This window comes from Pseudomonas sp. 5.2 (assembly GCF_059025405.1).
The window spans coordinates 176,264-198,137 of sequence record NZ_JBYBHH010000012.1 but is presented as its reverse complement, the minus strand read 5'-3'; the positions used below and the strand labels follow the sequence as shown (position 1 = coordinate 198,137).

The window sequence follows — 21,874 nt, the reverse complement described above, 5'->3', positions numbered from 1 at the left end:
CCGCCATGAACAGAACTCTTTATACCTTGCTGTTTCACCTGGGCCTGCCACTGGTTGCGCTGCGCCTGTTCCTGCGGGCGCGCAAGGCACCGGCCTACGGCCAGCGCATCGGCGAGCGCTTTGCCTTCGGCCTACCGCCCATGCGCCAGGGCGGCATCTGGGTGCATGCGGTGTCGGTGGGCGAAAGCATTGCCGCCGCGCCCATGGTGCGGGCGCTGCTGAAGGCCTACCCAGGCCTGCCGATCACGCTTACCTGCATGACCCCGACCGGCTCGGAGCGCATTCGTGCGATGTTCGCCGATGAACCGCGTGTGCAGCATTGCTACCTGCCCTACGACCTGCCGTGGGCGGCCGGGCGTTTTCTCGACCATGTGCAGCCGAAGCTGGGCATCATCATGGAAACCGAACTGTGGCCTAACCACATTCACCAGTGTGCCAAGCGTGGCATCCCGGTGGCGCTGGCCAATGCGCGGTTGTCCGAGCGCTCGGCCCGTGGTTATGGGCGTTTTGCCAAGTTGACCCGGCCGATGCTCGCCGAGATGAACCTGATCGCGGTACAGACCGAAACCGAAGCGCAGCGCTTTCGCGACCTGGGCGCGCGCCCTGAATGCGTGCAGGTGACCGGTTCGATCAAGTTCGACCTGAAGGTCGATGACCAGTTGCTGCCGCGCGCCAAGGCGCTGCGCGAGCAATGGGGCGCCAGCCAGCGCCCGGTATGGATTGCCGCCAGCACCCATGAAGGTGAAGACGCGCTGATCCTGCAGGCACATCAGAAGCTGCTGCAGGTGCACGGCGATGCGCTGCTGATCCTGGTGCCACGCCACCCGGAGCGGTTCGATGCAGTGCATGCCCAGTGCAGCGAACAGTTCACCACCGTGCGCCGCTCTGCCGGCACCCCGGTCGATGACCAGGCCCGCGTGCTGCTTGGCGACACCATGGGCGAGTTGCTGTTCCTCTACGCCCTGGCCGACATCGCCTTCGTCGGCGGCAGCCTGGTCGCCACTGGCGGCCACAACCCGCTCGAGCCCGCAGCACTGGCTTTGCCGGTGCTCATGGGGCCGCATGTGTTCAACTTCCTGGAGATCAGCGCGATGCTGAAGGACGCCGGGGCGTTGCAGCAGATCGAAGATGCCGACGGGCTGGCCGAGGCGGTGCGGCGGTTGATCGAGTTGCCGCAGGATCGCCAGCGCATGGGCGAGGCGGGCAGGGCGGTGATGCGGGCAAACCAGGGCGCCTTGCAGCGGTTGCTGGATGGTCTTGGTGCGATTATCCGCTGAGATAGGCGATTGCTTTTTCGCGGGTAAACCCGCTCCCACAGGGTTGGTGCTTTCCTTGCGAGCTGCACGAAACCTGTGGGAGCGGGTTTACCCGCGAATGGCGCGACATCTATCTCAGGGCCTGCGCTCGAAGTTCTTCGCCGCCGCCGCCGCCAGGTCCGGTGGCAGGAAGTCCTTGTCCGGGTTGTAGTCCGGCTTCAGGTAGCGCCCGAGGTCTTGCAGGTCTTGCGGGCTCAGGGTTCCCGCCGCCTGCTTCAGGCTCAGGTTGTCGAGAATGTAGTCATAGCGGCTGTTGTTGTAATCACGCACCGAGGTGTACAGCTGGCGCTGGGCGTCGAGCACGTCGACGATGTTGCGGGTACCGACCTGGTAGCCGATTTCGGTGGCTTCGAGCGCGCTCTGGTTGGAAATGATCGACTGTTTGCGTGCCTGCACCTGTTCCACATCGGTGTTCACCGCGCGGTGCAGGTTGCGGGTGTTTTCCACCACCTGGCGGCGCAGGCTTTCGCGCTGTTGCTCGCTCTGGCTCAGGCGCTGGTAGGCCTCGCGCACTTGCGAGCTGGTCAGGCCGCCACTGTAGATGGGGATGTTCAGTTGCAGGCCGATACTGGTCTGTTCCACATCGCTGCCATAACGCACGTTTGGCTGCGCGGGCGAGTTGGTGAAGCCCAGGCTGTCGTTATCGCCTTTCTGGTATTTGGCGACCGCATCCACGGTTGGGGCATGGCCGGCCTTGCGCTGGCGCAGGGTTTCTTCGGCGGCATCGACGGCATAGTTGGTCGCCAGCAGGTTGAGATTCTGGCGGGCGGCGGTTTCTACCCAGGACTTGGCGTCATTGGGCGTAGGCACCTGGATCGGCAAGGTGTGGACCACACCCTGGATCGACGAGTACTCGCGGTTGGTCAACGTCACCAGCGCCTCGAAGGCATCCTGCACCTGGCGTTCGGCGATGATCCGGTTGGCCCGGGCCGTGTCGTAGCTGGCCTGGGACTGCAAGACGTCGGTCTTGTCGGAAAGGCCCACGTCGAAACGTTCGTTGGACTGATCGAGCTGGCGCTTGAAGGCGGATTCCTCGGCCTTGGTCGCGGCCAGGTTGTCCTGGGCCCGGAGCACCGCAAAGTAGCTTTGCGCGGTCTGCAGGATCAGGTTCTGCTCAGTGGCAGACAATTCCAGCGCCGCCTGTTCGTTGACCGCCTCGGCCGCCTGCAACTGGAACCAGCGGTCGGCACGGAACACCGGCTGCGCCAGGGTGGCGCTCCAGGAGTTGCCGCTGCGGTTGGCGGTGAGGGACGGCTCGTCGAGCTTGGTGCGGGTGTTCATCATCTCGGCACCGGCCGACAGGTTCGGCAGCAGGCCGGCGCGGGCCTGTGGGACGACTTCGCGGCGGGCGCCATAATCGGCGCGGGCTGCCGCAAGATCGGCGTTGTTGTCGACCGCTTCCTGGTAGACGCTGACCAGGTCGGTTTTAACCGTCATGGGCATTTCTGCTGCCCAGGCCATTCCGTTGGACGCACAAGACACGGCTATCGCCAGTGAGAGTTTGCGCAGCATAGAGGCAATCCTTGTACGAAATATAATTACTGAACTGTTGAGTATCGAGCGATGGGCCAGTGTAGTGCCATGCGCCCCCGGCAACAATCGCCCAGTGCGCCTTTCATCATCACCCGTATTTACCCGCTTGGCTTTGCCGACCACTCCAGTCTAGACTGCGCATGTTCTTGTCGGGGTGCCTTGAAGCAAAGGCTGAGATCGCAAAGTTGCGGATCCCGTTGAACCTGATCAGGTTAGCGCCTGCGTAGGGAACAAGATTGCTCGCCTTCCCGGGGAGCCTCTTGTGCCAGGTCCGGGAATGTCTCAGCTGCAAGCAGCTTACGGCACCCCCATGTATCTGGCACTGCACACCCGTAAAGGGGTGCGTCCGCGTCTTTCAGGTTCTCCCCGACATTCCATCCGCTAGGAAGCTGTCTGGAGAGCCCGTGATGAGCAAACAAGAAAAAACGATCAACCTCAGCGAATCGGCACAAGTCGATCAGCAGTCCGTGCAACCGTTCCCCCGTTCGCGCAAGGTCTATGTCGAAGGCTCCCGCCCGGACATCCGCGTGCCCATGCGCGAAATCAGCCTGCACGACACCCCTACCGATTTCGGCGGCGAGACCAACGCCCCGGTGCTGGTCTACGACACTTCCGGCCCCTACACCGACCCTAACGTCATCATCGACGTGCGCAAAGGCCTGACCGACGTGCGTTCGGCCTGGATCGACGCGCGTGGCGACACCGAGCGCCTGGGCGGCTTGAGTTCCGACTTCGGCCAACAGCGGCTTAACGATGCAGAGCTGGCCAAGCTGCGCTTCAACCACGTGCGCAACCCGCGCCGCGCCAAGGCGGGCGTCAACGTCTCGCAGATGCACTATGCCCGCCAGGGCATCATCACCGCCGAGATGGAATACGTTGCCATCCGCGAGAACATGAAGCTGCAGGAAGCCCGCGCCGCAGGCCTGCTTGACCAGCAGCACGCGGGCCACAGCTTCGGCGCCAACATCCCGAAAGAAATCACCCCCGAGTTCGTCCGCGAAGAAATCGCCCGCGGCCGCGCGATCATCCCTGCCAACATCAACCACACCGAGTTGGAGCCGATGATCATCGGCCGCAACTTCCTGGTGAAGATCAACGGCAACATCGGCAACAGCGCCCTGGGCTCCTCGATCGAGGAAGAAGTGGCCAAGCTGACCTGGGGGATTCGCTGGGGTTCGGACACGGTCATGGACCTGTCCACCGGCAAGCACATTCACGAAACCCGCGAGTGGATCATCCGTAACTCGCCCGTGCCGATCGGTACCGTGCCGATCTACCAGGCCCTGGAAAAAGTCGGCGGTGTCGCTGAAGACCTGACCTGGGAGCTGTTCCGCGACACCCTGATCGAGCAGGCCGAGCAGGGCGTGGACTACTTCACCATCCACGCCGGTGTGCTGCTGCGCTATGTGCCGCTGACCGCCAAGCGCGTTACCGGCATCGTCAGCCGGGGCGGTTCGATCATGGCCAAGTGGTGCCTGGCGCATCACCAGGAAAACTTCCTGTACACCCACTTCGACGAAATCTGCGAAATCATGAAGGCCTACGACGTCAGCTTCTCGCTGGGCGACGGCCTGCGTCCGGGCTCGATTGCCGACGCCAACGATGCTGCGCAGTTCGGTGAGCTGGAAACCCTCGGCGAGCTGACCAAGATCGCCTGGAAGCACGACGTGCAGTGCATGATCGAAGGCCCGGGCCATGTGCCGATGCAATTGATCAAGGAGAACATGGACAAGCAGCTCGAATGCTGCGACGAGGCGCCGTTCTACACCCTTGGCCCGCTGACCACCGACATTGCGCCGGGTTACGACCACATCACCTCCGGTATCGGCGCGGCGATGATCGGCTGGTTCGGGTGCGCCATGCTGTGCTACGTGACGCCCAAGGAACACCTGGGCCTGCCGAACAAGGATGACGTCAAGACCGGCATCATCACCTACAAGATCGCCGCCCATGCCGCCGACCTTGCCAAAGGCCACCCGGGCGCGCAGGTTCGTGACAACGCCTTGTCCAAGGCGCGTTTCGAGTTCCGCTGGGAAGACCAGTTCAACCTTGGCCTCGACCCGGACACCGCCCGCGCGTACCACGACGAAACCTTGCCTAAGGAATCGGCCAAGGTCGCGCACTTCTGCTCGATGTGCGGGCCGAAGTTCTGCTCGATGAAAATCACCCAGGAAGTGCGTGAGTACGCCGCCAAGATCGAAGCCGTGGACGTGACGGTTGAAGAAGGCATGCGTGAGCAGGCCGAGCGGTTCCGCCAGGAAGGCAGCCAGTTGTACAAAAAAGTGTAAGGCAATCCGTCACCACCGTGGGAGCGGGCTTGCCCCGCGAAAGCGTCAGCTGGGCCAGCGCGATTGGCAGGCCAGACGCCTTCGCGGGGCAAGCCCGCTCCCACCGTTGGATGCCTGTTCATCCCAATCTTTGCGGCGATCACAACAATGACTACCCCCAGCCATTTTTCCCCGGACCACCCGGTCCCCACCAGCCAACGCATCTTCGGCTTCGGCGACCTGTTCTCTCTGTGGTTCTCCCTCGGCATCGGCTTGATGGTGCTGCAGGTCGGCGCCATGCTCGCCCCAGGCATGGGCCTTGCCAGCGCGGTGCTGGCCATCGCCCTTGGCACCGGTGTGGGCGTGCTGTTACTCGGGGCGGCGGGTGTCATCGGCAGCGACACCGGCCTGTCGGCCATGGGCACCCTGCGGCTCAGCCTGGGCAGCCATGGCGCCCGCTTGCCGGCAGTGCTCAACCTGCTGCAACTGGTGGGTTGGGGGGCGTTCGAGATCATTGTCATGCGCGACGCGGCCAGCCTGCTCGGCGCGCGTACCTTCGGTGAAGGCAGTGCGTGGAACAGCCCTATGCTCTGGACCCTGTGCTTCGGCGCCCTGGCGACCCTGCTTGCAGTCAGCGGGCCGCTGGCGTTCGTGCGCAAGGTGTTGCGCACGTGGGGCATCTGGGTGCTGTTGGGCGCATGCCTGTGGCTGACCTGGAACCTGTTCGCCAAAGCCGACCTGGCCGACCTGTGGCAGCGCGCCGGTGACGGCTCGATGTCGCTGGCCGTCGGCTTCGACATCGTCATCGCCATGCCGCTGTCGTGGTTGCCGCTGATCGCCGACTACTCGCGGTTCGCCCGCAGCGGCAAGCGTGTGTTCGGCGGTACCGTGCTGGGCTACTTCATCGGCAATACCTGGCTGATGAGCCTGGGCGTCGCTTACACCCTGGCCTTTGCCCCCAGCGGCGAAGCCAATGCCTTGCTGCTGGCCCTGGCAGGTGCTGGGCTGGGTATCCCGTTGCTGTTGATTCTGCTGGACGAGTCGGAAAAAGCCTTTGCCGACATCCATTCGGCCGCCGTTTCCACCGGCGTGCTGGTACGCCTGAAAGTCGAGCACCTGGCGTTGGCCATTGGTGTGCTGTGCACCCTGATCGCGCTGTTCGCGCCACTGGCCCAGTACGAAAACTTCTTGCTGCTGATCGGTTCGGTATTTGCGCCGCTGTTCGGCGTGGTGCTGATGGACCACTACGTGATCCGTCACCGCCGCCTGCCGTCACAGGTCGATGGCTTGCACTGGCAGGCGTTGCTGGCCTGGGCCGTGGGTGTGGCGGCTTATCACCTGATTGCCGCGCAAGCACCGGACCTGGGCGCAACCCTGCCGGCGCTAGTGCTAGCAGGTGTGCTGCATGCGCTACTGAGCTTCAGCCGCGGCCGGGAAACAGCTCGGGCTTGATCACGCCGTTCAGGCGCGGGTAGGGGATCTTCAGCTCGACGTGGCCCATGGAGTAGGGCGCGATGGCATAGACCTCATACTTGACCACCACCGCGCCGTACGTCAGGGCGATGTGCGGCGACCGCTTGAAGGGCCAGGTCTTGACGAAGTCGGCGTCCTTGTCCATGCCGACGCTGATCATCCACGCGCGGTGCGACTCTTCGACGGTTTTCCAGAAGGTCTCTTCCTGGCCGGGCACCAGCATGTCTTGCAGGGTCAGTACCTTGTCCAGCTTGCGCGAATAGTTGATGAAGCCGCGCCCTGGCATGCCATGGGCGCCACCGCTGTCCAGGTAGCTGGACAGTTCGATGATCACCAGCCCGTCATGCTGTTCGCGTACCTTGGCTTGCAAGTAGCTGCTGTTGCGCTTGTCGGCGCTGGCCAGGTACTGCTGCTCATAAGCCTGCAGGGTGGTTGGCGCGGCGCCGTGCTGGTTGTCTTCGGTCAGCTGCAGCAGGCGCTGTTCGACGATGGCGTCGAGCTTGGGCTGGGCCGGGAAGTGAATGGTGTCGATGTTTACCAGCGGGCAGTCGCTTTCGCTGCAGCCGGGTTTGACGTGCTCCCAGGCGTCACGCTTGACCTCGAGCGGGGCCCGGTAATTGGGCGTGAACAGGCTCTGGCAGGCACCCAGGGCCAGTGCCAGCACAGCCACGGAAGTCAGTTTGACAAGTGTCATGATGATCCTTGCAGAACAGGGAAAAGTCGGCCTTTGACCGTCGGCGCGACCGTCAGTTCGCCACTAAGCTAACAGACAGAAGGCGCGCTGTCCCGACTGCGCGAACGGTTGCCGGAAAGGGGTGAAACGCGCCAAAGTGCGGAGTAGGATGGCGCGATGCAGTATTTGAGGCCATGAGGATTTCCATGTCAGACGCGTTGAATTCAGTGCCCAAGGGCTTCGAGATCATCGAGCGGGCCAATTGCTTCCAGGGCTTTTATAAGCTCGACAAGCTTCGCCTGCGCCATGAACTGTTCGCCGGGGGCATGGGCCGCGAGATCAGCCGCGAACTGTTCGTGCGCCACGATGCGGTTTGTGTATTGCCCTACGATCCACAGCGTGACGAGGTGGTGCTGATCGAGCAGTTTCGTGTCGGTGCGCTCGACAAGGTCGCCAACCCTTGGCTGATCGAGATGGTCGCCGGGCTGATCGACAAGGACGAGCAACCTGAAGAGGTCGCACACCGTGAGGCCGAAGAAGAGGCCGGGCTTACGTTCAGCGCTTTGTGGCCAATGACCCGCTACTTCCCATCGCCCGGTGGCAGTGACGAATTCGTCCACTTGTTCCTGGGGCGCTGCACCAGCGAGGGCGCGGGCGGCCTGCATGGCCTGGAAGAAGAGGGCGAAGACATTCGCGTGCGTGTGTGGTCGTTCGAGGATGCCTTGCAGGCCGTGCGTGATGGCCGTATCTGCAACGCCGCGACGATCATCGGCCTGCAATGGCTGGCGCTTAACAGAGACGAAGTTCGAGGTATGTGGAAGTGAACCTGCTGCGCGAGCGATATCGGGTTGACCTGGTCGGGCTGCAAGCAGCCTGCGAGGCCAATTACGCCCGGCTGATGCGTTTGTTACCAGACATGCGCACTACCCAGAGCTCGCGTCGCATCGGCATGACCCAGGGCGATCAGATGCTCGGTGTGCTGGTGCTCGATGTGGTGCTGGCCTGCCCTTATACCACCACCCTGCACGTGCGCCAGGAGCACAGCTTGCCGTGGCTGCCGGTGCCGCACCTTGAGGTGCAGGTGTACCACGATGCACGCATGGCCGAGGTGGTCAGCGCCGAGCATGCCCGGCGCTTGCGCAGCATTTACCCTTATCCGAATGCGGGTATGCACCAGCCGGACGAAAAAGCGCAGCTCAACCTGTTCCTCGGTGAATGGCTGAGCCACTGCCTGGCCTGCGGTCATGAACTGGCAAGTGTTCGCTGAAATGTGATGTGCGTCGGTTTCGGGTGTTTGCTCGCAACCGTTGCGCAGCCATAATTCGTGCTGAATCCGTTCGAGGAGACGGCCGTTGCCGCACCTAGACCCAACCCGCCCCGTGCATGTGGTGCAACTCACCGATGCCCACCTGTTCGCCGACCCGGCCGGTACCCTGCTTGGCCTGAACACCCGTGACAGCCTGCGCCATGTGGTCGCCCAAGTGCGCCGCGAGCAGCCGCCCATCGATTTGCTGCTGTGCACCGGCGATCTGTCCCAGGATGCCAGCGTGGCTTCCTATGAGGCGTTCCGTGAGCTGACCGCACCGTTTGCCGTGCCCACCCGCTGGTTGCCGGGTAACCATGACGAGGCGCAGGTAATGGCGCACGTGGCGCCGGAGCTGGTGCAGGCGGTAACCGACATTGGCGCATGGCGCGTCGTCATGCTCAACACGGCCGTGCACGGTGCTACCCACGGTTTTCTGGAAGACGACCAACTGGCCGCGCTGGAATCAGCCTTGAAACAGGCCGGTGAGCGCCATTGCCTGGTGTGCTTCCACCATCAGCCGGTGGACATCGGCTGCGCCTGGATCGCACCTATCGGGCTGCGCAATGCCCAGGCATTGTTTGCCATCGTCGAACGTTATCCACAGGTGCGCGGACTGCTCTGGGGGCATATCCACCAGACGTGGGATGAACTGCGCGAGGGGTTGCGCTTGATGGCCACGCCGTCGACCTGCATTCAGTTCGCGGCGCAAAGCGAGGACTTCAAGGTGAGCGAAGAGCAGCCTGGCTATCGCTGGTTGCGCTTGCATGCCGACGGGCGGCTGGAGAGCGGCGTGGAGCGGGCACGGGACTTCGAGGTGAAACTGGACTTCGACAGCCCGGGGTATTGAGCTTCAGGCAATACATCTTCCTTGTAGGAGCAGCCTTGTGCTGCGAAGGGGCCAGCTGCAAAAACGCCGATCTTGATCCCTTGCCACCGGCCTCTTCGCAGCACAAGGCTGCTCCTACACGGAAAGCGCCCCTTGAATGCCCGGAAGTGCCTGAAGAAAGTGTTGCGAAATCCCCCTCACTGCGTCAAAACCCGGCGAACGCGCTACACTGCGCGTCCCTGCGCCCGCAACAAGGGCGCGAAGCCGCAGATTCCGGGGGCAGCATGTCGGGTTCCATCCTCTATATCCATGGCTTCAACAGCTCGCCGCTGTCCAAGAAGGCGCGCCAGCTCGAGGCAGTCATGCAGCAGTTGGGCTTGTCCGACCAATTGCGTGTGCCGGCGTTGCACCATCACCCACGCCAGGCCATCGCCCAATTGCAGGGCGCCATCGCCGAACTGGGTGCGCCCTTGCTGGTCGGCAGTTCGCTCGGCGGCTACTATGCCACCTATCTGGCAGAGCGCCACGGCCTCAAGGCCTTGCTGATCAACCCAGCGGTGGCACCCCACCGGTTGTTCGATGGCTACCTGGGCACCCAGCGCAACCTCTACACCGATGAGGCCTGGGAGCTGACCCACGATCACGTGCAGGCCCTGGCCGAGCTGGAAGTGCCAGCCCCCGAGGATGCCAACCGCTACCAAGTGTGGTTGCAGACCGCTGACGAAACCCTGGATTATCGCCACGCCGAGCGCTATTACCGAGCGTGTGCATTGCGCATCCAGGCCGGCGGCGACCACAGCTTCCAGGGCTTTGTCGAGCGCCTGCCGGCACTGCTGGCCTTTGCCGGGATTGCCCCGGGCGCGTATGCGGCGCTCGACTTTTCCGTGCTCTGAGCTTTGTACCCAGCACTTTTGCATTCACCTGACTGACGACGAGACCCCATGGCCAATCCCAGCGCTAGCGCCTATAACGCAGACGCCATCGAAGTCCTCTCGGGCCTTGATCCGGTCCGCAAGCGACCGGGCATGTACACCGACACCAGCCGACCGAACCACTTGGCCCAGGAAGTCATCGACAACAGTGTCGACGAAGCCCTGGCCGGTCACGCCCGTTCGGTGCAGGTCATCCTTCACGCCGACCACTCGCTGGAAGTCAGCGACGATGGCCGCGGCATGCCGGTGGACATCCACCCCGAAGAAGGCGTGTCCGGTGTCGAGCTGATCCTGACCAAGCTGCACGCCGGCGGCAAGTTCTCCAACAAGAACTACCAGTTCTCCGGTGGCCTGCACGGCGTGGGTATTTCGGTGGTCAACGCCCTGTCGACCCAGGTGCGCGTGCGCGTCAAGCGTGACGGCAACGAGTACCAGATGACTTTCGCCGATGGCTTCAAGGCCAGCGAGCTGGAAGTGGTGGGCTCGGTCGGCAAGCGCAACACCGGCACCAGCGTGTACTTCAGCCCCGACCCGAAGTACTTCGATTCGCCAAAATTCTCCATCAGCCGCCTCAAGCACGTGCTCAAGGCCAAGGCCGTGCTGTGCCCGGGCCTGCTGGTCAGCTTCGAGGACAAAGGCAGCGGCGAGAAGGTCGAGTGGCACTACGAGGATGGCCTGCGTTCCTACCTGGTCGACTCGGTCAGCGAGTACCTGCGCCTGCCCGACGAGCCGTTCTGCGGCAGCCTGGCCGGTAACAAGGAGGCCGTGGACTGGGCCTTGCTGTGGCTGCCTGAAGGCGGCGACAGCGTTCAGGAAAGCTACGTCAACCTGATCCCCACCGCCCAGGGCGGCACCCATGTCAACGGCCTGCGCCAAGGCCTGCTGGATGCCATGCGCGAGTTCTGCGAGTTCCGCAACTTGCTGCCCCGCGGGGTCAAGCTGGCGCCTGAAGACGTCTGGGAACGCATCACCTTCGTGCTGTCGATGAAGATGCAGGAGCCGCAGTTCTCCGGGCAGACCAAAGAGCGCCTGTCGTCCCGTGAGGCGGCCGCCTTCGTTTCCGGCGTGGTCAAGGACGCATTCAGCCTGTGGCTCAACGCCCACCCCGAGCTGGGCATGCAACTGGCTGAGCTGGCCATCAGCAACGCCGGCCGTCGTCTCAAGGCCAGCAAGAAGGTCGAACGCAAGCGCATCACCCAAGGCCCGGCGCTGCCGGGCAAACTGGCGGATTGCGCAGGCCAAGACCCGATGCGCGCCGAGCTGTTCCTGGTCGAGGGTGACTCTGCCGGTGGTTCGGCCAAGCAGGCGCGAGACAAAGAGTTCCAGGCGATCCTGCCGCTGCGCGGGAAGATCCTCAACACCTGGGAAGTGGACGGTGGCGAAGTCCTGGCCAGCCAGGAAGTGCACAACATTGCTGTGGCCATCGGCGTCGACCCGGGGGCTGCCGACCTCTCTCAGCTGCGCTACGGCAAAATCTGCATTCTCGCCGACGCCGACTCCGACGGCTTGCACATTGCCACGTTGCTGTGCGCACTGTTCGTGCAGCATTTCCGCCCACTGGTGGAGGCCGGCCATGTCTACGTGGCAATGCCGCCGCTGTACCGCATCGACCTCGGCAAGGAAATTTACTACGCCCTGGACGAAGCCGAGCGCGACGGCATCCTCGATCGCCTCGTAGCCGAGAAGAAGCGCGGCAAGCCGCAAGTCACGCGATTCAAGGGGCTGGGTGAAATGAACCCGCCACAGCTGCGCGAAACCACCATGGACCCGAACACCCGGCGCCTGGTGCAGCTGACGCTGGACGATGTGCAAGCCACCTGCGAGTTGATGGACAAACTGCTGGCCAAGAAGCGCGCTGGCGACCGCAAGAGCTGGCTGGAAACCAAAGGTAACCTTGCCGAGGTCATGGTTTGATTCGGCTGTTTCTCGCCGCTTGCCTTGCCCTGGTTGCCTTGCCGAGTGTGGCGGGCGACTGGCCGCAGTTGAAGATGACTGCCGAATACCCCGTCGAGGGTATGCGCGGCGGCAACTTGTCTGGGTTGGTGCAGTGCCGGGGGGCGTTGTGGGGTGTATCCGACCGTGACGATGACCGGGTCTATCGCTTCGATCAGCAAAACGCGGTGTGGCGTGCGCAACCGCTGACCTTCACCCCGCCGCCCGTACCCGAGAGCGGCTTGCCGTGGGGGCTGAAGTCGCGCAACTGGGCGGCGTCCTATGTGCGCGGTGGCGAGCTGGATTTTGAAGGCATCACCTGTGACCAGGCCGGTAGCCTCTACCTGGTCAGCGAGGCGCATGCCGGCGTGTTGCGCATCCCGCTCAAGGGTGAGCCGGACTGGTTGAAGATCGACCCGGCCATGGTTCGGCAGGCGCGGGCCAGTGGCATGCTGCTTAACTTCAATGCCTTGTTCGAAGGCCTGGCGATCAACCCGGCGGGTGACCGCATCTGGCTGGCCGCCGAGCGCGAGCGCCGGGGGTTGGTGGCGATCGAGCGTCAGCAGTCGGTGTGGACCTGCGGGCGCAGTTGCGTGCTGCTGAGCGAGGCTGGCGTCGAGATGCAGCCGCCGCAGATGCCCAACCCCCGGGCGCTGTCGCGTGATTTTGCCGACCTGGCCTGGTTCGAGGGCAAGCTGTACACCCTTGAGCGTAACGCCTACCGCATTTGTCGCCGCGACGCAGACAGCGGCGTGGTCGAGCGTTGCTGGTCGTTCGCCGCCGATGCGTTGGTGGAATCGCGCCGGTACGATCAGCCGTACGGCCTGGCAGAAGCCCTGGTCATCGATGCCAAAGGCGCCTGGATTGGCCTGGACAACAACAATGGCGTGCGCGCCGATGGCGAGGCACGCCCGATCGTCTGGCGCTTCGACGCGCCCGCCGGCGGCTGGAGCGCCAAGCCATGAGCCAGGCTCCGGGCAAGCGTGCCGGCAAGCTACTGATGATCGTCGCCTGGGCGGCGGCGTTGTTCCTTGCCACGCGTTTCTTCGGCCAATGGGAAGACAGCCAGCGCAACCCTAATGCCCAGGTGCAGTCTTCACGTGGCGAAGGCTTTATCGAGGTGCGCCTGCTGAGCAATGGCCAGGGGCACTTCGTGGTGGATGGCGCGATCAATGGCCAGGCCGTGCATTTCATGCTCGACACCGGGGCGACCGACGTGGCGATACCTGAGGCCTTGGCCCACACGCTGGCGCTTGCGCGCGGCAGCCCGGTGCTGCTCAGTACCGCAAACGGCCGCACCGAAGGCTACCGCACGCGGCTGAATACCCTGCAGCTGGGTGATATCCGCCTGCAGGACGTGCGAGCCACCGTGGTGCCAGGCCTGGACGGGCAGACCGTGCTGCTCGGCATGAGCGCCCTGAAACAACTTGAATTTACCCAGCGCGGCGGCACCATGCTGCTGCGCCAGAACCTGAAATGACGAGGCCCGCATGAGCGACTCACTGGAACTCAGCCTCGACGGCGTCGAACGCCGCTCGCTGGCGGACTTCACCGAACAGGCCTACCTCAACTACTCCATGTACGTGATCATGGACCGGGCCCTGCCGCACATCGGCGACGGCCTGAAGCCGGTGCAGCGACGCATCGTCTACGCCATGAGCGAGTTGGGGCTCGATGCCGATGCCAAGCACAAGAAGTCGGCGCGTACCGTCGGCGACGTGCTCGGCAAGTTCCACCCCCACGGCGACTCGGCCTGCTACGAAGCCATGGTGTTGATGGCGCAGCCGTTCAGCTACCGCTACACCCTGGTCGATGGCCAGGGCAACTGGGGTGCGCCCGACGATCCGAAGTCGTTCGCCGCCATGCGTTACACCGAAGCACGGCTGTCGCGCTACGCCGAAGTGCTGCTCAACGAAGTGGGCCAAGGCACCGTGGATTGGGTGCCGAACTTCGACGGTACCCTGCAGGAGCCCGCGGTATTGCCAGCGCGCCTGCCCAACATCCTGCTCAACGGCACCACCGGTATCGCCGTGGGCATGGCCACCGACGTGCCGCCGCACAACCTGCGTGAAGTGGCCAGTGCCTGCGTCCGTTTGCTCGACGAGCCCAAGGCCACGATCGAGCAGCTGTGCGAGCACATTCAGGGCCCGGACTACCCGACCGAAGCAGAGATCATCACCCCGCGCGCCGAGATCCTGAAGATCTACGAAACCGGCCGCGGCTCGATCCGCATGCGCGCCGTTTATCGTGTCGAAGATGGCGATGTGGTGGTCACCGCACTGCCGCACCAGGTCTCCGGGGCCAAGGTACTGGAGCAGATCGCCGCCCAGATGCAGGCCAAGAAGCTGCCGATGGTGGCCGACCTGCGTGACGAGTCGGACCACGAGAACCCGTGCCGCATCGTCATCATCCCGCGCTCCAACCGGGTGGATGCCGACGAACTGATGCAGCATTTGTTCGCCACCACCGACCTGGAAAGCAGCTACCGGGTCAACGTCAACATCATTGGCCTCGACGGCCGGCCGCAGCTGAAGAACCTGCGCGCCCTGTTGCTGGAGTGGCTGGAGTTCCGTACCACTACCGTCCGTCGCCGGCTGCAACACCGTCTGGACAAGGTTGAGCGTCGCCTGCACCTGCTTGAGGGCTTGTTGACGGCCTTCCTTAACCTGGATGAAGTGATTCACATCATCCGCACCGAGGAGCATCCCAAGCAGGCGTTGATCGACCGCTTCCAACTGACTGAAATCCAGGCCGACTACATCCTCGAGACCCGCCTGCGGCAGCTGGCGCGCCTTGAAGAAATGAAGATTCGCGGCGAGCAGGACGAACTGCTCAAAGAGCAGGCCAAGCTGCTGGCCTTGCTCGGCAGCGACGCCAAGCTGCGCAAGCTGGTGCGCACCGAGCTGATCAAGGATGCCGAAACCTATGGCGATGACCGCCGTTCGCCAATCGTCGAGCGTGCCGAGGCCAAGGCGCTGTCGGAAAACGAGCTGATGCCGACCGAACCGGTCACCGTCGTACTGTCGGAAAAGGGCTGGGTGCGTTGCGCCAAGGGCCACGACATCGATGCCACCGGCCTCTCGTACAAGGCGGGCGATGGCTTCAAGGCCGCCGCTGCCGGGCGCTCCAACCAGTTTGCAGTGCTGATCGACTCTACGGGCCGCAGCTATTCGGTGGCCGCGCATACCCTGCCGTCGGCGCGGGGGCAGGGCGAGCCGCTGACCGGCCGCCTGACACCGCCACCTGGGGCAACCTTCGAGTGTGTGCTGTTGCCTGACGATGACGCCCTGTATGTGGTGGCGTCGGACGCGGGCTACGGGTTCGTGGTCAAGGGCGAAGACCTGCAGGCCAAGAACAAGGCCGGCAAGGGCCTGCTCAGCCTGCCCAACGGGGCAAAAGTGATGACGCCACGCCCGGTGGCCAACCGCGAGCAGGATTGGCTGGCGGCGGTGACCACCGAGGGCCGGCTGCTGGTGTTCAAGGTCAGCGACTTGCCGCAACTGGGTAAAGGCAAGGGCAACAAGATCATCGGCGTGCCCGGTGATCGGGTGGCCAGCCGTGAAGAATTTGTCACCGATCTGGCGGTGATGGCCGAAGGGGCGACCCTTGTATTGCAAGCCGGCAAGCGTACGCTATCTCTGAAAGCGGACGACCTGGAGCACTACAAGGGCGAACGGGGCCGGCGCGGCAGCAAGCTGCCACGCGGCTTCCAGCGTGTCGATGGGTTGCAGGTGGAAGGTCCGGCGTAACCCGGTGAAATGTCTGGAACGGCAATTTCAGCGCCGTTCCAGGCAGAAATGCTGGAGTCGGACAGCTATTTCGCGGATGATATGGCCCCTGCGGTGCCGGCGTAGCCGTGTGCCCGATTGAATCTACATGAGTATCACTGCGGTCTGCCTGGGGCGACCGCCTGGATGGGATGATGAAACTTCTGCGCCTTCCATTTGCGCTGTTGATGACGGGCCTTTTGGGGCTGGGCGGATGCAGCATGCATCAGCCGGTTGCCTTGTACCAGCTCGACAGCGGTGATCCTGGCCAGCCGTCGCAAAGCGCGGGCATGGCCGTGGTGCTCGGCCCGGTGTCGGTTGCCGATTACCTGCAACGCGAGACGTTCCTGCAGCGTCAGGCCGATGGCAGCCTGAGTTCGGCGACCGACGGTCGTTGGGCGGGCAGCCTCTCGTCGGACATTGACCAGTTGCTGGTTCGCCAGCTGGCCTGGCGCCTGGACAGCCAGCGCGTGGTCCTGGCACCGGCAACCGCTGGCTTCAGCCCGGACGTGCAAGTCTTGCTGTCGATTACCCGCCTGGATTCTGGCAAGGACCAGCCGGCGATTCTCGATGCCCAATGGCGTCTGCTCGACCGTCGTGGCCATGTGCGCGACAACCGCATCGTTCACCTCGAGCAGCAGCACGAGGGTAGCGAGGCGTCGCAGGTGCAGGCCCAAGGGCAATTGCTGCAAAAGCTGGCTGAACAATTGAGCACGGCGGTCAAACCGTTGGCCAATCAGCCTGCCATTGCCGAAGAGGCGCCGAAAAAGCCAGCTGCACCGGTACAGGTGAAGAAGGCGCCGGAGAAATCCAAGATCCCGATGGCTTCGCCAATCCGTACCGATATGGAAGTCTATCGGTTCTGATGGTTCCGCCAGATACGAAAAAGCCCGCACATGTGCGGGCTTTTTCATATCTGCTACGTGACCTCTGTAGGAGCAGCCTTGCGCTGCGAAGAGGCCAGGGCTGGCAATGCATCTCTGTTGCTAGGGCCGGCCTCTTCGCAGCACAAGGCTGCTCCTACAACTGGCCTCTTCGCAGCACAAGGCTGCTCCTACAACTGGCCTCTTCGCAGCACAAGGCTGCTCCTACAACTGGCCTCTTCGCAGCACAAGGCTGCTCCTACAACCGGCCTCTTCGCAGCACAAGGCTGGTCGTACAATCAGGCTCGACGCTCGTGCATTCGCGCCAGTTGCCGTTCCAGCATCGACGGGTAAGGCTCCATCAGCCGTTCCACGCAGCACGCGCCTTCTGGGCTGGCAATCGGGCGGATCCGCGCGCGCTGACGAATCAGTGCGTCGTCGCTGATCTGACGCTCCACCAGCAACAGGTTGCGGCTGTGCTGCGACAGCGCCAGGGCATCCTGGGCTTTTTCAGCCATCAGCAGGTCGACCAGCTCCAGCCCGTGCAGGTCGTTACCCAGGGCCAGGCCCAGCTGCAGTTGCAGGGTAATGCCACTGTCCGCGACTTCGATCTGCAAGGCATGGCCCAGTGCGCGCAGCAGCTCGCCACAGCAGATCGCATTGGTCAGGTAGTCCTCGCCACAGTCGCGGCTGTGGAACAGCACCAGAGTACTGCCGTCGTTGAGCGTGTGGGTTTCGCCCTCATACAGCGAGGCGGCATGCTCCAGGCAGTCGCGGTAGCGCTCCAGCAACTCGGTCAGGCGCGTGCGCGGCAGGCGGCGCAGTTGCTCTTGCGAGCCGAGCTGCACGGCCAGCACAGCACTGTTTTGCGGCTCGTCAGACTCGAACGGCACCGCCTTCGGGGCGCTGTCCTCGTTGTCGAGCAACCCGGCGAAGGCTTCATCGTCCTCGTCGTCTGCCTGGGCGACAACCTTGGCGCGCGGTGCAGCCTTGGGGGCCGGTGGGGCTTCGTGCAGGTGCTCGAAGGTGTCTTCGTCGTCCTCGTCTTCCGGCTCTGGCTCGGGTTCAGGCGGTGGCGGCGGGGCCAGGCGAGTGTGCAACTGGCGGGCGATGTCACCGATCTCGTCCTGACGGTCGGTGGCCGGGGTGTAGGGGTGCGGGTCGCGCAGCCAGACACGCAGCTGCAGCAGCGGCAGGGTGATATGGCGGGCCTGGCGCAGGCTCAGGCTCAGTGCCAGGGCCAGCAGGATGGCGGCGAGAATGCCCATGCTTTGCAGGCTGATCAGCATCGGCTGCTGGAACTGGCCCATGTCCAAGCTGATGCGCAGCTGCCCGGCGGTAACGTCCTGGAAGGTGATCTTGGTCTGGTACAGGCCTTCGGCCTCGCCCAGCAGGCTGTTGCGCGGGCGCTGGCCAGCTTCGGCGAGGATGCGGTTGTCCACGCTGTAGATCGCCGCATGGGCCACCAAGGGGTTTTTCACCAGGTTACCCAGCAGCACGTTGAGGCTGAGGATGTCGTTGGACACCAGCAGCTCCGTGGCCGACGTGGCCGTCTGCGTGGTCAGGCTCTGGCCGAGCGCATCCGCCTGCTCGTGCATGGCCTGCTTGAACTGCAGGCCCATCACGCAGGCATAGATGACCAGCGCCAGCGCCACCAGGAAAATGTTGGTGAAGGCGATGCGCAGCGCCAGAGGGACGCGACGTTGACTCAGGGCACGATAGATCATCAGGAAGAAGTTGTCTGGCTTGACGGGGGTGGGCCGGTTCACAGAGCTCGGCTCTTAATGGCATAAAAGTGAGGGGCAGTATAGCGACCCCGGTTTTTTCGGCAAAGTATCGTTCGTGCCCGATGGTCACGGAAAATCGGTAGAATGCGCATTTTTCATCGAAGTCGGAGTCCGGTCTTGCGCGAAATCGTCCTGATCAACATCACAGGTGAAGACCGTCCCGGTCTCACCGCGGCCATCACCGGCGTCCTGCTGCAGGGTGGTGTGAACATCCTCGACATCGGCCTGGCGGTCATGCATGGCACCTTGTCGTTCGGCATTTTGGTCGATATCCCGGACAACGAAGTGGCCACCAACCTGCTGCAAAGCGTGCAGGCCAAGGCCCATGAGCTCAATCTGCAGGCACGTTACACGCCGATTTCCGAGGCCGATTACCAGCATTGGGCCGATGGCCACGGTGAGGCGCGTCATATCGTCACCCTGCTCAGCCGCAAGATCACCCCAGAGCAGCTGCAACGGGTCAGTGCGGTCATCAGCCAGTACGGCCTGACCATCGAGCGCATCGAGCGCCTGTCTGCCCGGGTGGGCCTGGATGCCGACACCGAGAAGGGCAAGGCGGCCGTCGAGATTTCCGTGCGCGGCGAGCCGAGCGATGCCCAGGCCTTGCGTGCAGACTTCTTTGCCCTGGCCGAAGCGCTGAGCATCGACATCGCCTTCCAGAAGGACGACCTGTTCCGTCGCAACCGCCGCCTGGCGGTGTTCGACATGGACTCGACGCTGATCGAGGCCGAGGTCATCGACGAACTGGCCAAGGCTGCCGGCGTCGGCGAGCAAGTGGCTGCGATCACCGAGCGGGCCATGCGCGGCGAGCTGGACTTCCGCGCCAGCTTCAAAGAGCGCATGGCGTTGCTCAAGGGCCTGGACGTGGGCGTGCTGGATGAGATCGGTGCCTCGCTGCGCCTGACCGAAGGTGCCGAGAACCTGTTCGCCGAGCTCAAGCGCCTGGGCTACAAGACTGCGATCCTGTCGGGTGGCTTTACGTATTTCGCCCGTCAGGTGCAGGCGCGCCTGGGCATTGATTACGTGTTCGCCAACGAGCTGGAAGTGGTCGACGGCAAGGTGACTGGCGTGGCCGTTGAGCCTATCGTCGATGCGCAGCGCAAAGCTGAGCTGCTGCAGCAGTTGGCCCGCGAAGAGGGCTTGCAACTGGACCAGACGATCGCCGTGGGTGATGGCGCCAATGACCTGCCGATGCTGTCGTTGGCGGGCCTGGGCGTGGCGTTCCGCGCCAAGCCGCTGGTACGTCAATCGGCCAAGCAGGCGATTTCGACCCTGGGGCTGGACGGTGTGCTGTACCTGCTGGGGCTGCGAGACCGCGACGCGCGCGGCTGATTCGAGATTTTGGGGCTGGTTTGCAGCCCTGATCTCTGTACAAGGAGCAGCCTTGCGCTGCGAAGAGGCCGGTGAAGCGGCGAAGATTTAGCTGTCTTCGCTGGCCTCTTCGCAGCACAAGGCTGCTCCTACAGGGGCATGTGTACCTGCTGGCCTCAGGCTTCGGCAGGCGCTGCCAGTAGCTGCCCCATGCGCACCGCCGAACCGGCACCCAGGCTTTCTGCCCATTTCACCTGCTCTGGCCCGAACAGCACGATGGCGGTCGAACCCAGTTTGAAGCGGCCCAGTTCGGCGCCTTTTTCCAAGTGGATCGGCGCGCGGCTGCCTTCGTCGTAACGGAAGGTCTTCAGCTCACGCTTGGGCGGGGTTACCAAGCCGGCCCAGACCGTCTCGATCGAGGCGACGATCATCGCACCCACCAGCACCACGGCCATCGGCCCACGCTCGGTGTCGAACAGGCACACCACACGCTCGTTACGGGCAAACAGCTCGGGGACGTTTTCTGCAGTGGTCTGGTTCACCGAGAACAGGCGGCCCGGCACATACACCATCTCGCGCAGGGTGCCGGCCAGCGGCATGTGCACACGGTGGTAGTCCTTCGGCGACAGGTAGATGGTGGCAAACTCACCGCCCATGAACGGCGCAGCCATGGCTGGATCGCCGCCCAGCAGCTCTTGCGCGCTGAAGCCGTGGCCCTTGGCCTGGAAGATACGGCCGTGTTCGATCGGGCCAAGCTGGCTGACCGCGCCGTCGGCCGGGCACAGGATGGCACCGGGGGTTTCGTCCAGCGGACGGGCGCCGGGCTTCAGGGCGCGGGTGAAGAAGGCGTTGAAGTGTTCGTAAGCGCTCAGGTCTTCGACCAGGGCCTCGGACATGTTCACCTGGTAGCGCTTGGCAAACCAGGCGGTGAAGGCGTTTTTGAACCAGCGTGCACGGCACTCGGCAATGCAGCCGGCCAGCCGCGACAGCAGGTGGTGCGGCAGCAGGTACTGGCTGATGATGAACAAACGGGATTTCATGCAGGTTCCTTAGACTTCTACAGGCGTGTCCGGGTGGTTGCCCCATTCGCTCCACGAGCCGGCGTAGGCCTTGACGCGTGGGTAGCCGAGGGATTTGGCCACCAGGTAGGTGAAACCGGAGCGGCGGTGGGTCTGGCAGTGGGTGATCACTTCCTTGTCGGGGGTGATGCCCAGCTTTTCGAGGACGTCGGCGATGTCCTGGCGGATGCGCAGGTGGTCATTGAGGTCCATGCCGGCGGTCCACTCGAAGTTGATCGCGCCGGGGATATGACCACCTTTGGCCGCCAGAACCTTTTCGCCGCTGTATTCCTGCGGGCCGCGGGCGTCCCAGATGACCAGGTCATCGGCGCCCAGGCGGCTTTGCAGGTATTCGCGGGTGGCGGTTGGCTCGCCATGCACGTGCAAGCGTACGGGCGTGTTGGCCGGCGCCGGTACGTCGGTCACCAGCGTGTCTGCCGGCCAGGCCTGGATACCACCATTGAGGTAGTGGTAAGCCTTGTGGCCGATCACGTCGAGCAACCAGATGAAGCGCCCGGCCCAGCCGCCGCCTTCATCGTCATACACCACATAGACGGCGTCGTCGCGGTGGCCGAGTTCGCTGAACAGTTTTTCCAGATCGCCCAAGGCCGGCAGCAGGCCGGGCGCAGGAGGCTGGCCCAGCTGGGTGCGCTTGCCCTCGACGAAGCGTGCGCCGGGGATATGGCCGCTGACGTAGCGGTTGGCGCTGCTCAGGTCGACCAGGATCAGCTGTGGCGAATCCAGGCGCGGCAGCAGGTCTGCGGCTTCGATCACCAGGGGCAGGCCGGAAAAGTCAGTCATCCACGGTCTCCAGTGTGGAAAGAGGGGCG

18 protein-coding genes and 1 riboswitch are annotated in these 21,874 nt (G+C 63.7%); of the genes, 13 read left to right on the top strand and 5 right to left on the bottom strand.

Going from position 1 to position 21,874, the window contains the following annotated elements:
- Nucleotides 1-5 precede the first annotated feature (5 nt).
- Nucleotides 6-1,277, top strand: a complete 1,272-nt coding sequence (gene waaA, locus AC5PZ0_RS19205) for a lipid IV(A) 3-deoxy-D-manno-octulosonic acid transferase (RefSeq protein ID WP_099430595.1) — start codon at nucleotides 6-8, stop codon at nucleotides 1,275-1,277.
- A gap of 114 nt (nucleotides 1,278-1,391) precedes the next feature.
- Here waaA and AC5PZ0_RS19200 read toward each other — a convergent pair whose 3' ends face one another.
- The gene (locus AC5PZ0_RS19200; RefSeq protein WP_274882988.1) at nucleotides 1,392-2,828 is read right to left on the bottom strand and encodes a TolC family outer membrane protein; all 1,437 of its coding nucleotides are present in this window, start codon (nucleotides 2,826-2,828) and stop codon (nucleotides 1,392-1,394) included.
- A gap of 161 nt (nucleotides 2,829-2,989) precedes the next feature.
- Nucleotides 2,990-3,096, top strand: a riboswitch (TPP riboswitch).
- 160 nt (nucleotides 3,097-3,256) lie between these two features.
- Between AC5PZ0_RS19200 and thiC the strand changes: the two genes are divergently transcribed.
- The gene (gene thiC, locus AC5PZ0_RS19195; protein WP_493855512.1) at nucleotides 3,257-5,137 is read left to right on the top strand and encodes a phosphomethylpyrimidine synthase ThiC; all 1,881 of its coding nucleotides are present in this window, start codon (nucleotides 3,257-3,259) and stop codon (nucleotides 5,135-5,137) included.
- Between the two features lie 147 nt (nucleotides 5,138-5,284).
- Nucleotides 5,285-6,568, top strand: coding sequence for a putative hydroxymethylpyrimidine transporter CytX (cytX, locus tag AC5PZ0_RS19190; protein WP_027592503.1), 1,284 nt, complete (start codon nucleotides 5,285-5,287; stop codon nucleotides 6,566-6,568).
- On the opposite strand, the gene AC5PZ0_RS19185 is transcribed toward cytX, so the two are convergent.
- Nucleotides 6,537-7,283, bottom strand: a complete 747-nt coding sequence (locus AC5PZ0_RS19185; protein ID WP_099430592.1) for an RsiV family protein — start codon at nucleotides 7,281-7,283, stop codon at nucleotides 6,537-6,539. The genes cytX and AC5PZ0_RS19185 overlap by 32 nt on opposite strands.
- Nucleotides 7,284-7,468: 185 nt before the next feature.
- Here AC5PZ0_RS19185 and AC5PZ0_RS19180 point away from each other — a divergent pair, with 185 nt between their 5' ends.
- The 9 genes from AC5PZ0_RS19180 to AC5PZ0_RS19140 all read left to right on the top strand — a co-directional run bounded on the left by AC5PZ0_RS19180 (nucleotide 7,469) and on the right by AC5PZ0_RS19140 (nucleotide 16,891).
- Complete coding sequence (locus AC5PZ0_RS19180) at nucleotides 7,469-8,086, top strand: NUDIX domain-containing protein (RefSeq protein WP_099455506.1); 618 nt, start codon at nucleotides 7,469-7,471, stop codon at nucleotides 8,084-8,086.
- Nucleotides 8,077-8,529, top strand: coding sequence for a DUF1249 domain-containing protein (locus AC5PZ0_RS19175; protein ID WP_027592506.1), 453 nt, complete (start codon nucleotides 8,077-8,079; stop codon nucleotides 8,527-8,529). Before AC5PZ0_RS19180 ends, AC5PZ0_RS19175 begins: the two co-directional genes overlap by 10 nt.
- A gap of 85 nt (nucleotides 8,530-8,614) precedes the next feature.
- Nucleotides 8,615-9,415 (top strand): 3',5'-cyclic-AMP phosphodiesterase, encoded by an 801-nt coding sequence (gene cpdA, locus AC5PZ0_RS19170; protein WP_493855511.1) that lies wholly within the window; start codon nucleotides 8,615-8,617, stop codon nucleotides 9,413-9,415.
- A gap of 263 nt (nucleotides 9,416-9,678) precedes the next feature.
- On the top strand, nucleotides 9,679-10,287 hold the full coding sequence (locus AC5PZ0_RS19165; RefSeq protein ID WP_027592508.1) for a YqiA/YcfP family alpha/beta fold hydrolase: 609 nt from the start codon (nucleotides 9,679-9,681) through the stop codon (nucleotides 10,285-10,287).
- A gap of 48 nt (nucleotides 10,288-10,335) precedes the next feature.
- Nucleotides 10,336-12,240, top strand: a complete 1,905-nt coding sequence (gene parE / locus AC5PZ0_RS19160) for a DNA topoisomerase IV subunit B (RefSeq protein WP_027592509.1) — start codon at nucleotides 10,336-10,338, stop codon at nucleotides 12,238-12,240.
- Nucleotides 12,237-13,223 (top strand): esterase-like activity of phytase family protein, encoded by a 987-nt coding sequence (locus AC5PZ0_RS19155; protein WP_099430590.1) that lies wholly within the window; start codon nucleotides 12,237-12,239, stop codon nucleotides 13,221-13,223. The genes parE and AC5PZ0_RS19155 overlap by 4 nt, the downstream gene beginning before the upstream one ends.
- Entirely contained in the window at nucleotides 13,220-13,738 is a 519-nt protein-coding gene (locus AC5PZ0_RS19150) for a retropepsin-like aspartic protease family protein (protein WP_027592511.1), read from the top strand. Before AC5PZ0_RS19155 ends, AC5PZ0_RS19150 begins: the two co-directional genes overlap by 4 nt.
- 10 nt (nucleotides 13,739-13,748) lie before the next feature.
- Nucleotides 13,749-16,007, top strand: coding sequence for a DNA topoisomerase IV subunit A (gene parC, locus AC5PZ0_RS19145; RefSeq protein ID WP_027592512.1), 2,259 nt, complete (start codon nucleotides 13,749-13,751; stop codon nucleotides 16,005-16,007).
- 173 nt (nucleotides 16,008-16,180) lie between these two features.
- A complete protein-coding gene (locus tag AC5PZ0_RS19140; RefSeq protein WP_027592513.1) occupies nucleotides 16,181-16,891 on the top strand; it encodes a PqiC family protein in 711 nt (236 codons plus the stop codon).
- A 296-nt stretch (nucleotides 16,892-17,187) separates the two neighbouring features.
- Here the strand turns inward: AC5PZ0_RS19140 and AC5PZ0_RS19135 are convergent, their stop codons facing one another.
- Nucleotides 17,188-18,657, bottom strand: coding sequence for an AhpA/YtjB family protein (locus tag AC5PZ0_RS19135; protein WP_265968234.1), 1,470 nt, complete (start codon nucleotides 18,655-18,657; stop codon nucleotides 17,188-17,190).
- A 135-nt stretch (nucleotides 18,658-18,792) separates the two neighbouring features.
- On the opposite strand from AC5PZ0_RS19135, the gene serB reads away from it, so the two are divergent.
- A complete protein-coding gene (gene serB, locus AC5PZ0_RS19130) occupies nucleotides 18,793-20,007 on the top strand; it encodes a phosphoserine phosphatase SerB (RefSeq protein ID WP_027592515.1) in 1,215 nt (404 codons plus the stop codon).
- Nucleotides 20,008-20,162: 155 nt separating this feature from the next.
- Here the strand turns inward: serB and asd are convergent, their stop codons facing one another.
- Nucleotides 20,163-21,026, bottom strand: a complete 864-nt coding sequence (gene asd, locus AC5PZ0_RS19125; protein ID WP_099430587.1) for an archaetidylserine decarboxylase — start codon at nucleotides 21,024-21,026, stop codon at nucleotides 20,163-20,165.
- Nucleotides 21,027-21,035: 9 nt separating this feature from the next.
- Nucleotides 21,036-21,845 (bottom strand): rhodanese-like domain-containing protein, encoded by an 810-nt coding sequence (locus AC5PZ0_RS19120; protein WP_027592517.1) that lies wholly within the window; start codon nucleotides 21,843-21,845, stop codon nucleotides 21,036-21,038.
- Nucleotides 21,846-21,874: the final 29 nt, after the last annotated feature.

What these genes read in the sequence shown, in the direction of transcription:
- waaA (WP_099430595.1), top strand. Translation starts at nt 6, where the DNA reads ATGAACAGAACTCTTTATACCTTGCTGTTTCACCTGGGCCTGCCACTG.
- AC5PZ0_RS19200 (WP_274882988.1), bottom strand. Translation starts at nt 2,828, where the DNA reads ATGCTGCGCAAACTCTCACTGGCGATAGCCGTGTCTTGTGCGTCCAAC.
- thiC (WP_493855512.1), top strand. Translation starts at nt 3,257, where the DNA reads ATGAGCAAACAAGAAAAAACGATCAACCTCAGCGAATCGGCACAAGTC.
- cytX (WP_027592503.1), top strand. Translation starts at nt 5,285, where the DNA reads ATGACTACCCCCAGCCATTTTTCCCCGGACCACCCGGTCCCCACCAGC.
- AC5PZ0_RS19185 (WP_099430592.1), bottom strand. Translation starts at nt 7,283, where the DNA reads ATGACACTTGTCAAACTGACTTCCGTGGCTGTGCTGGCACTGGCCCTG.
- AC5PZ0_RS19180 (WP_099455506.1), top strand. Translation starts at nt 7,469, where the DNA reads ATGTCAGACGCGTTGAATTCAGTGCCCAAGGGCTTCGAGATCATCGAG.
- AC5PZ0_RS19165 (WP_027592508.1), top strand. Translation starts at nt 9,679, where the DNA reads ATGTCGGGTTCCATCCTCTATATCCATGGCTTCAACAGCTCGCCGCTG.
- parE (WP_027592509.1), top strand. Translation starts at nt 10,336, where the DNA reads ATGGCCAATCCCAGCGCTAGCGCCTATAACGCAGACGCCATCGAAGTC.
- AC5PZ0_RS19150 (WP_027592511.1), top strand. Translation starts at nt 13,220, where the DNA reads ATGAGCCAGGCTCCGGGCAAGCGTGCCGGCAAGCTACTGATGATCGTC.
- parC (WP_027592512.1), top strand. Translation starts at nt 13,749, where the DNA reads ATGAGCGACTCACTGGAACTCAGCCTCGACGGCGTCGAACGCCGCTCG.
- AC5PZ0_RS19140 (WP_027592513.1), top strand. Translation starts at nt 16,181, where the DNA reads ATGAAACTTCTGCGCCTTCCATTTGCGCTGTTGATGACGGGCCTTTTG.
- asd (WP_099430587.1), bottom strand. Translation starts at nt 21,026, where the DNA reads ATGAAATCCCGTTTGTTCATCATCAGCCAGTACCTGCTGCCGCACCAC.
- AC5PZ0_RS19120 (WP_027592517.1), bottom strand. Translation starts at nt 21,845, where the DNA reads ATGACTGACTTTTCCGGCCTGCCCCTGGTGATCGAAGCCGCAGACCTG.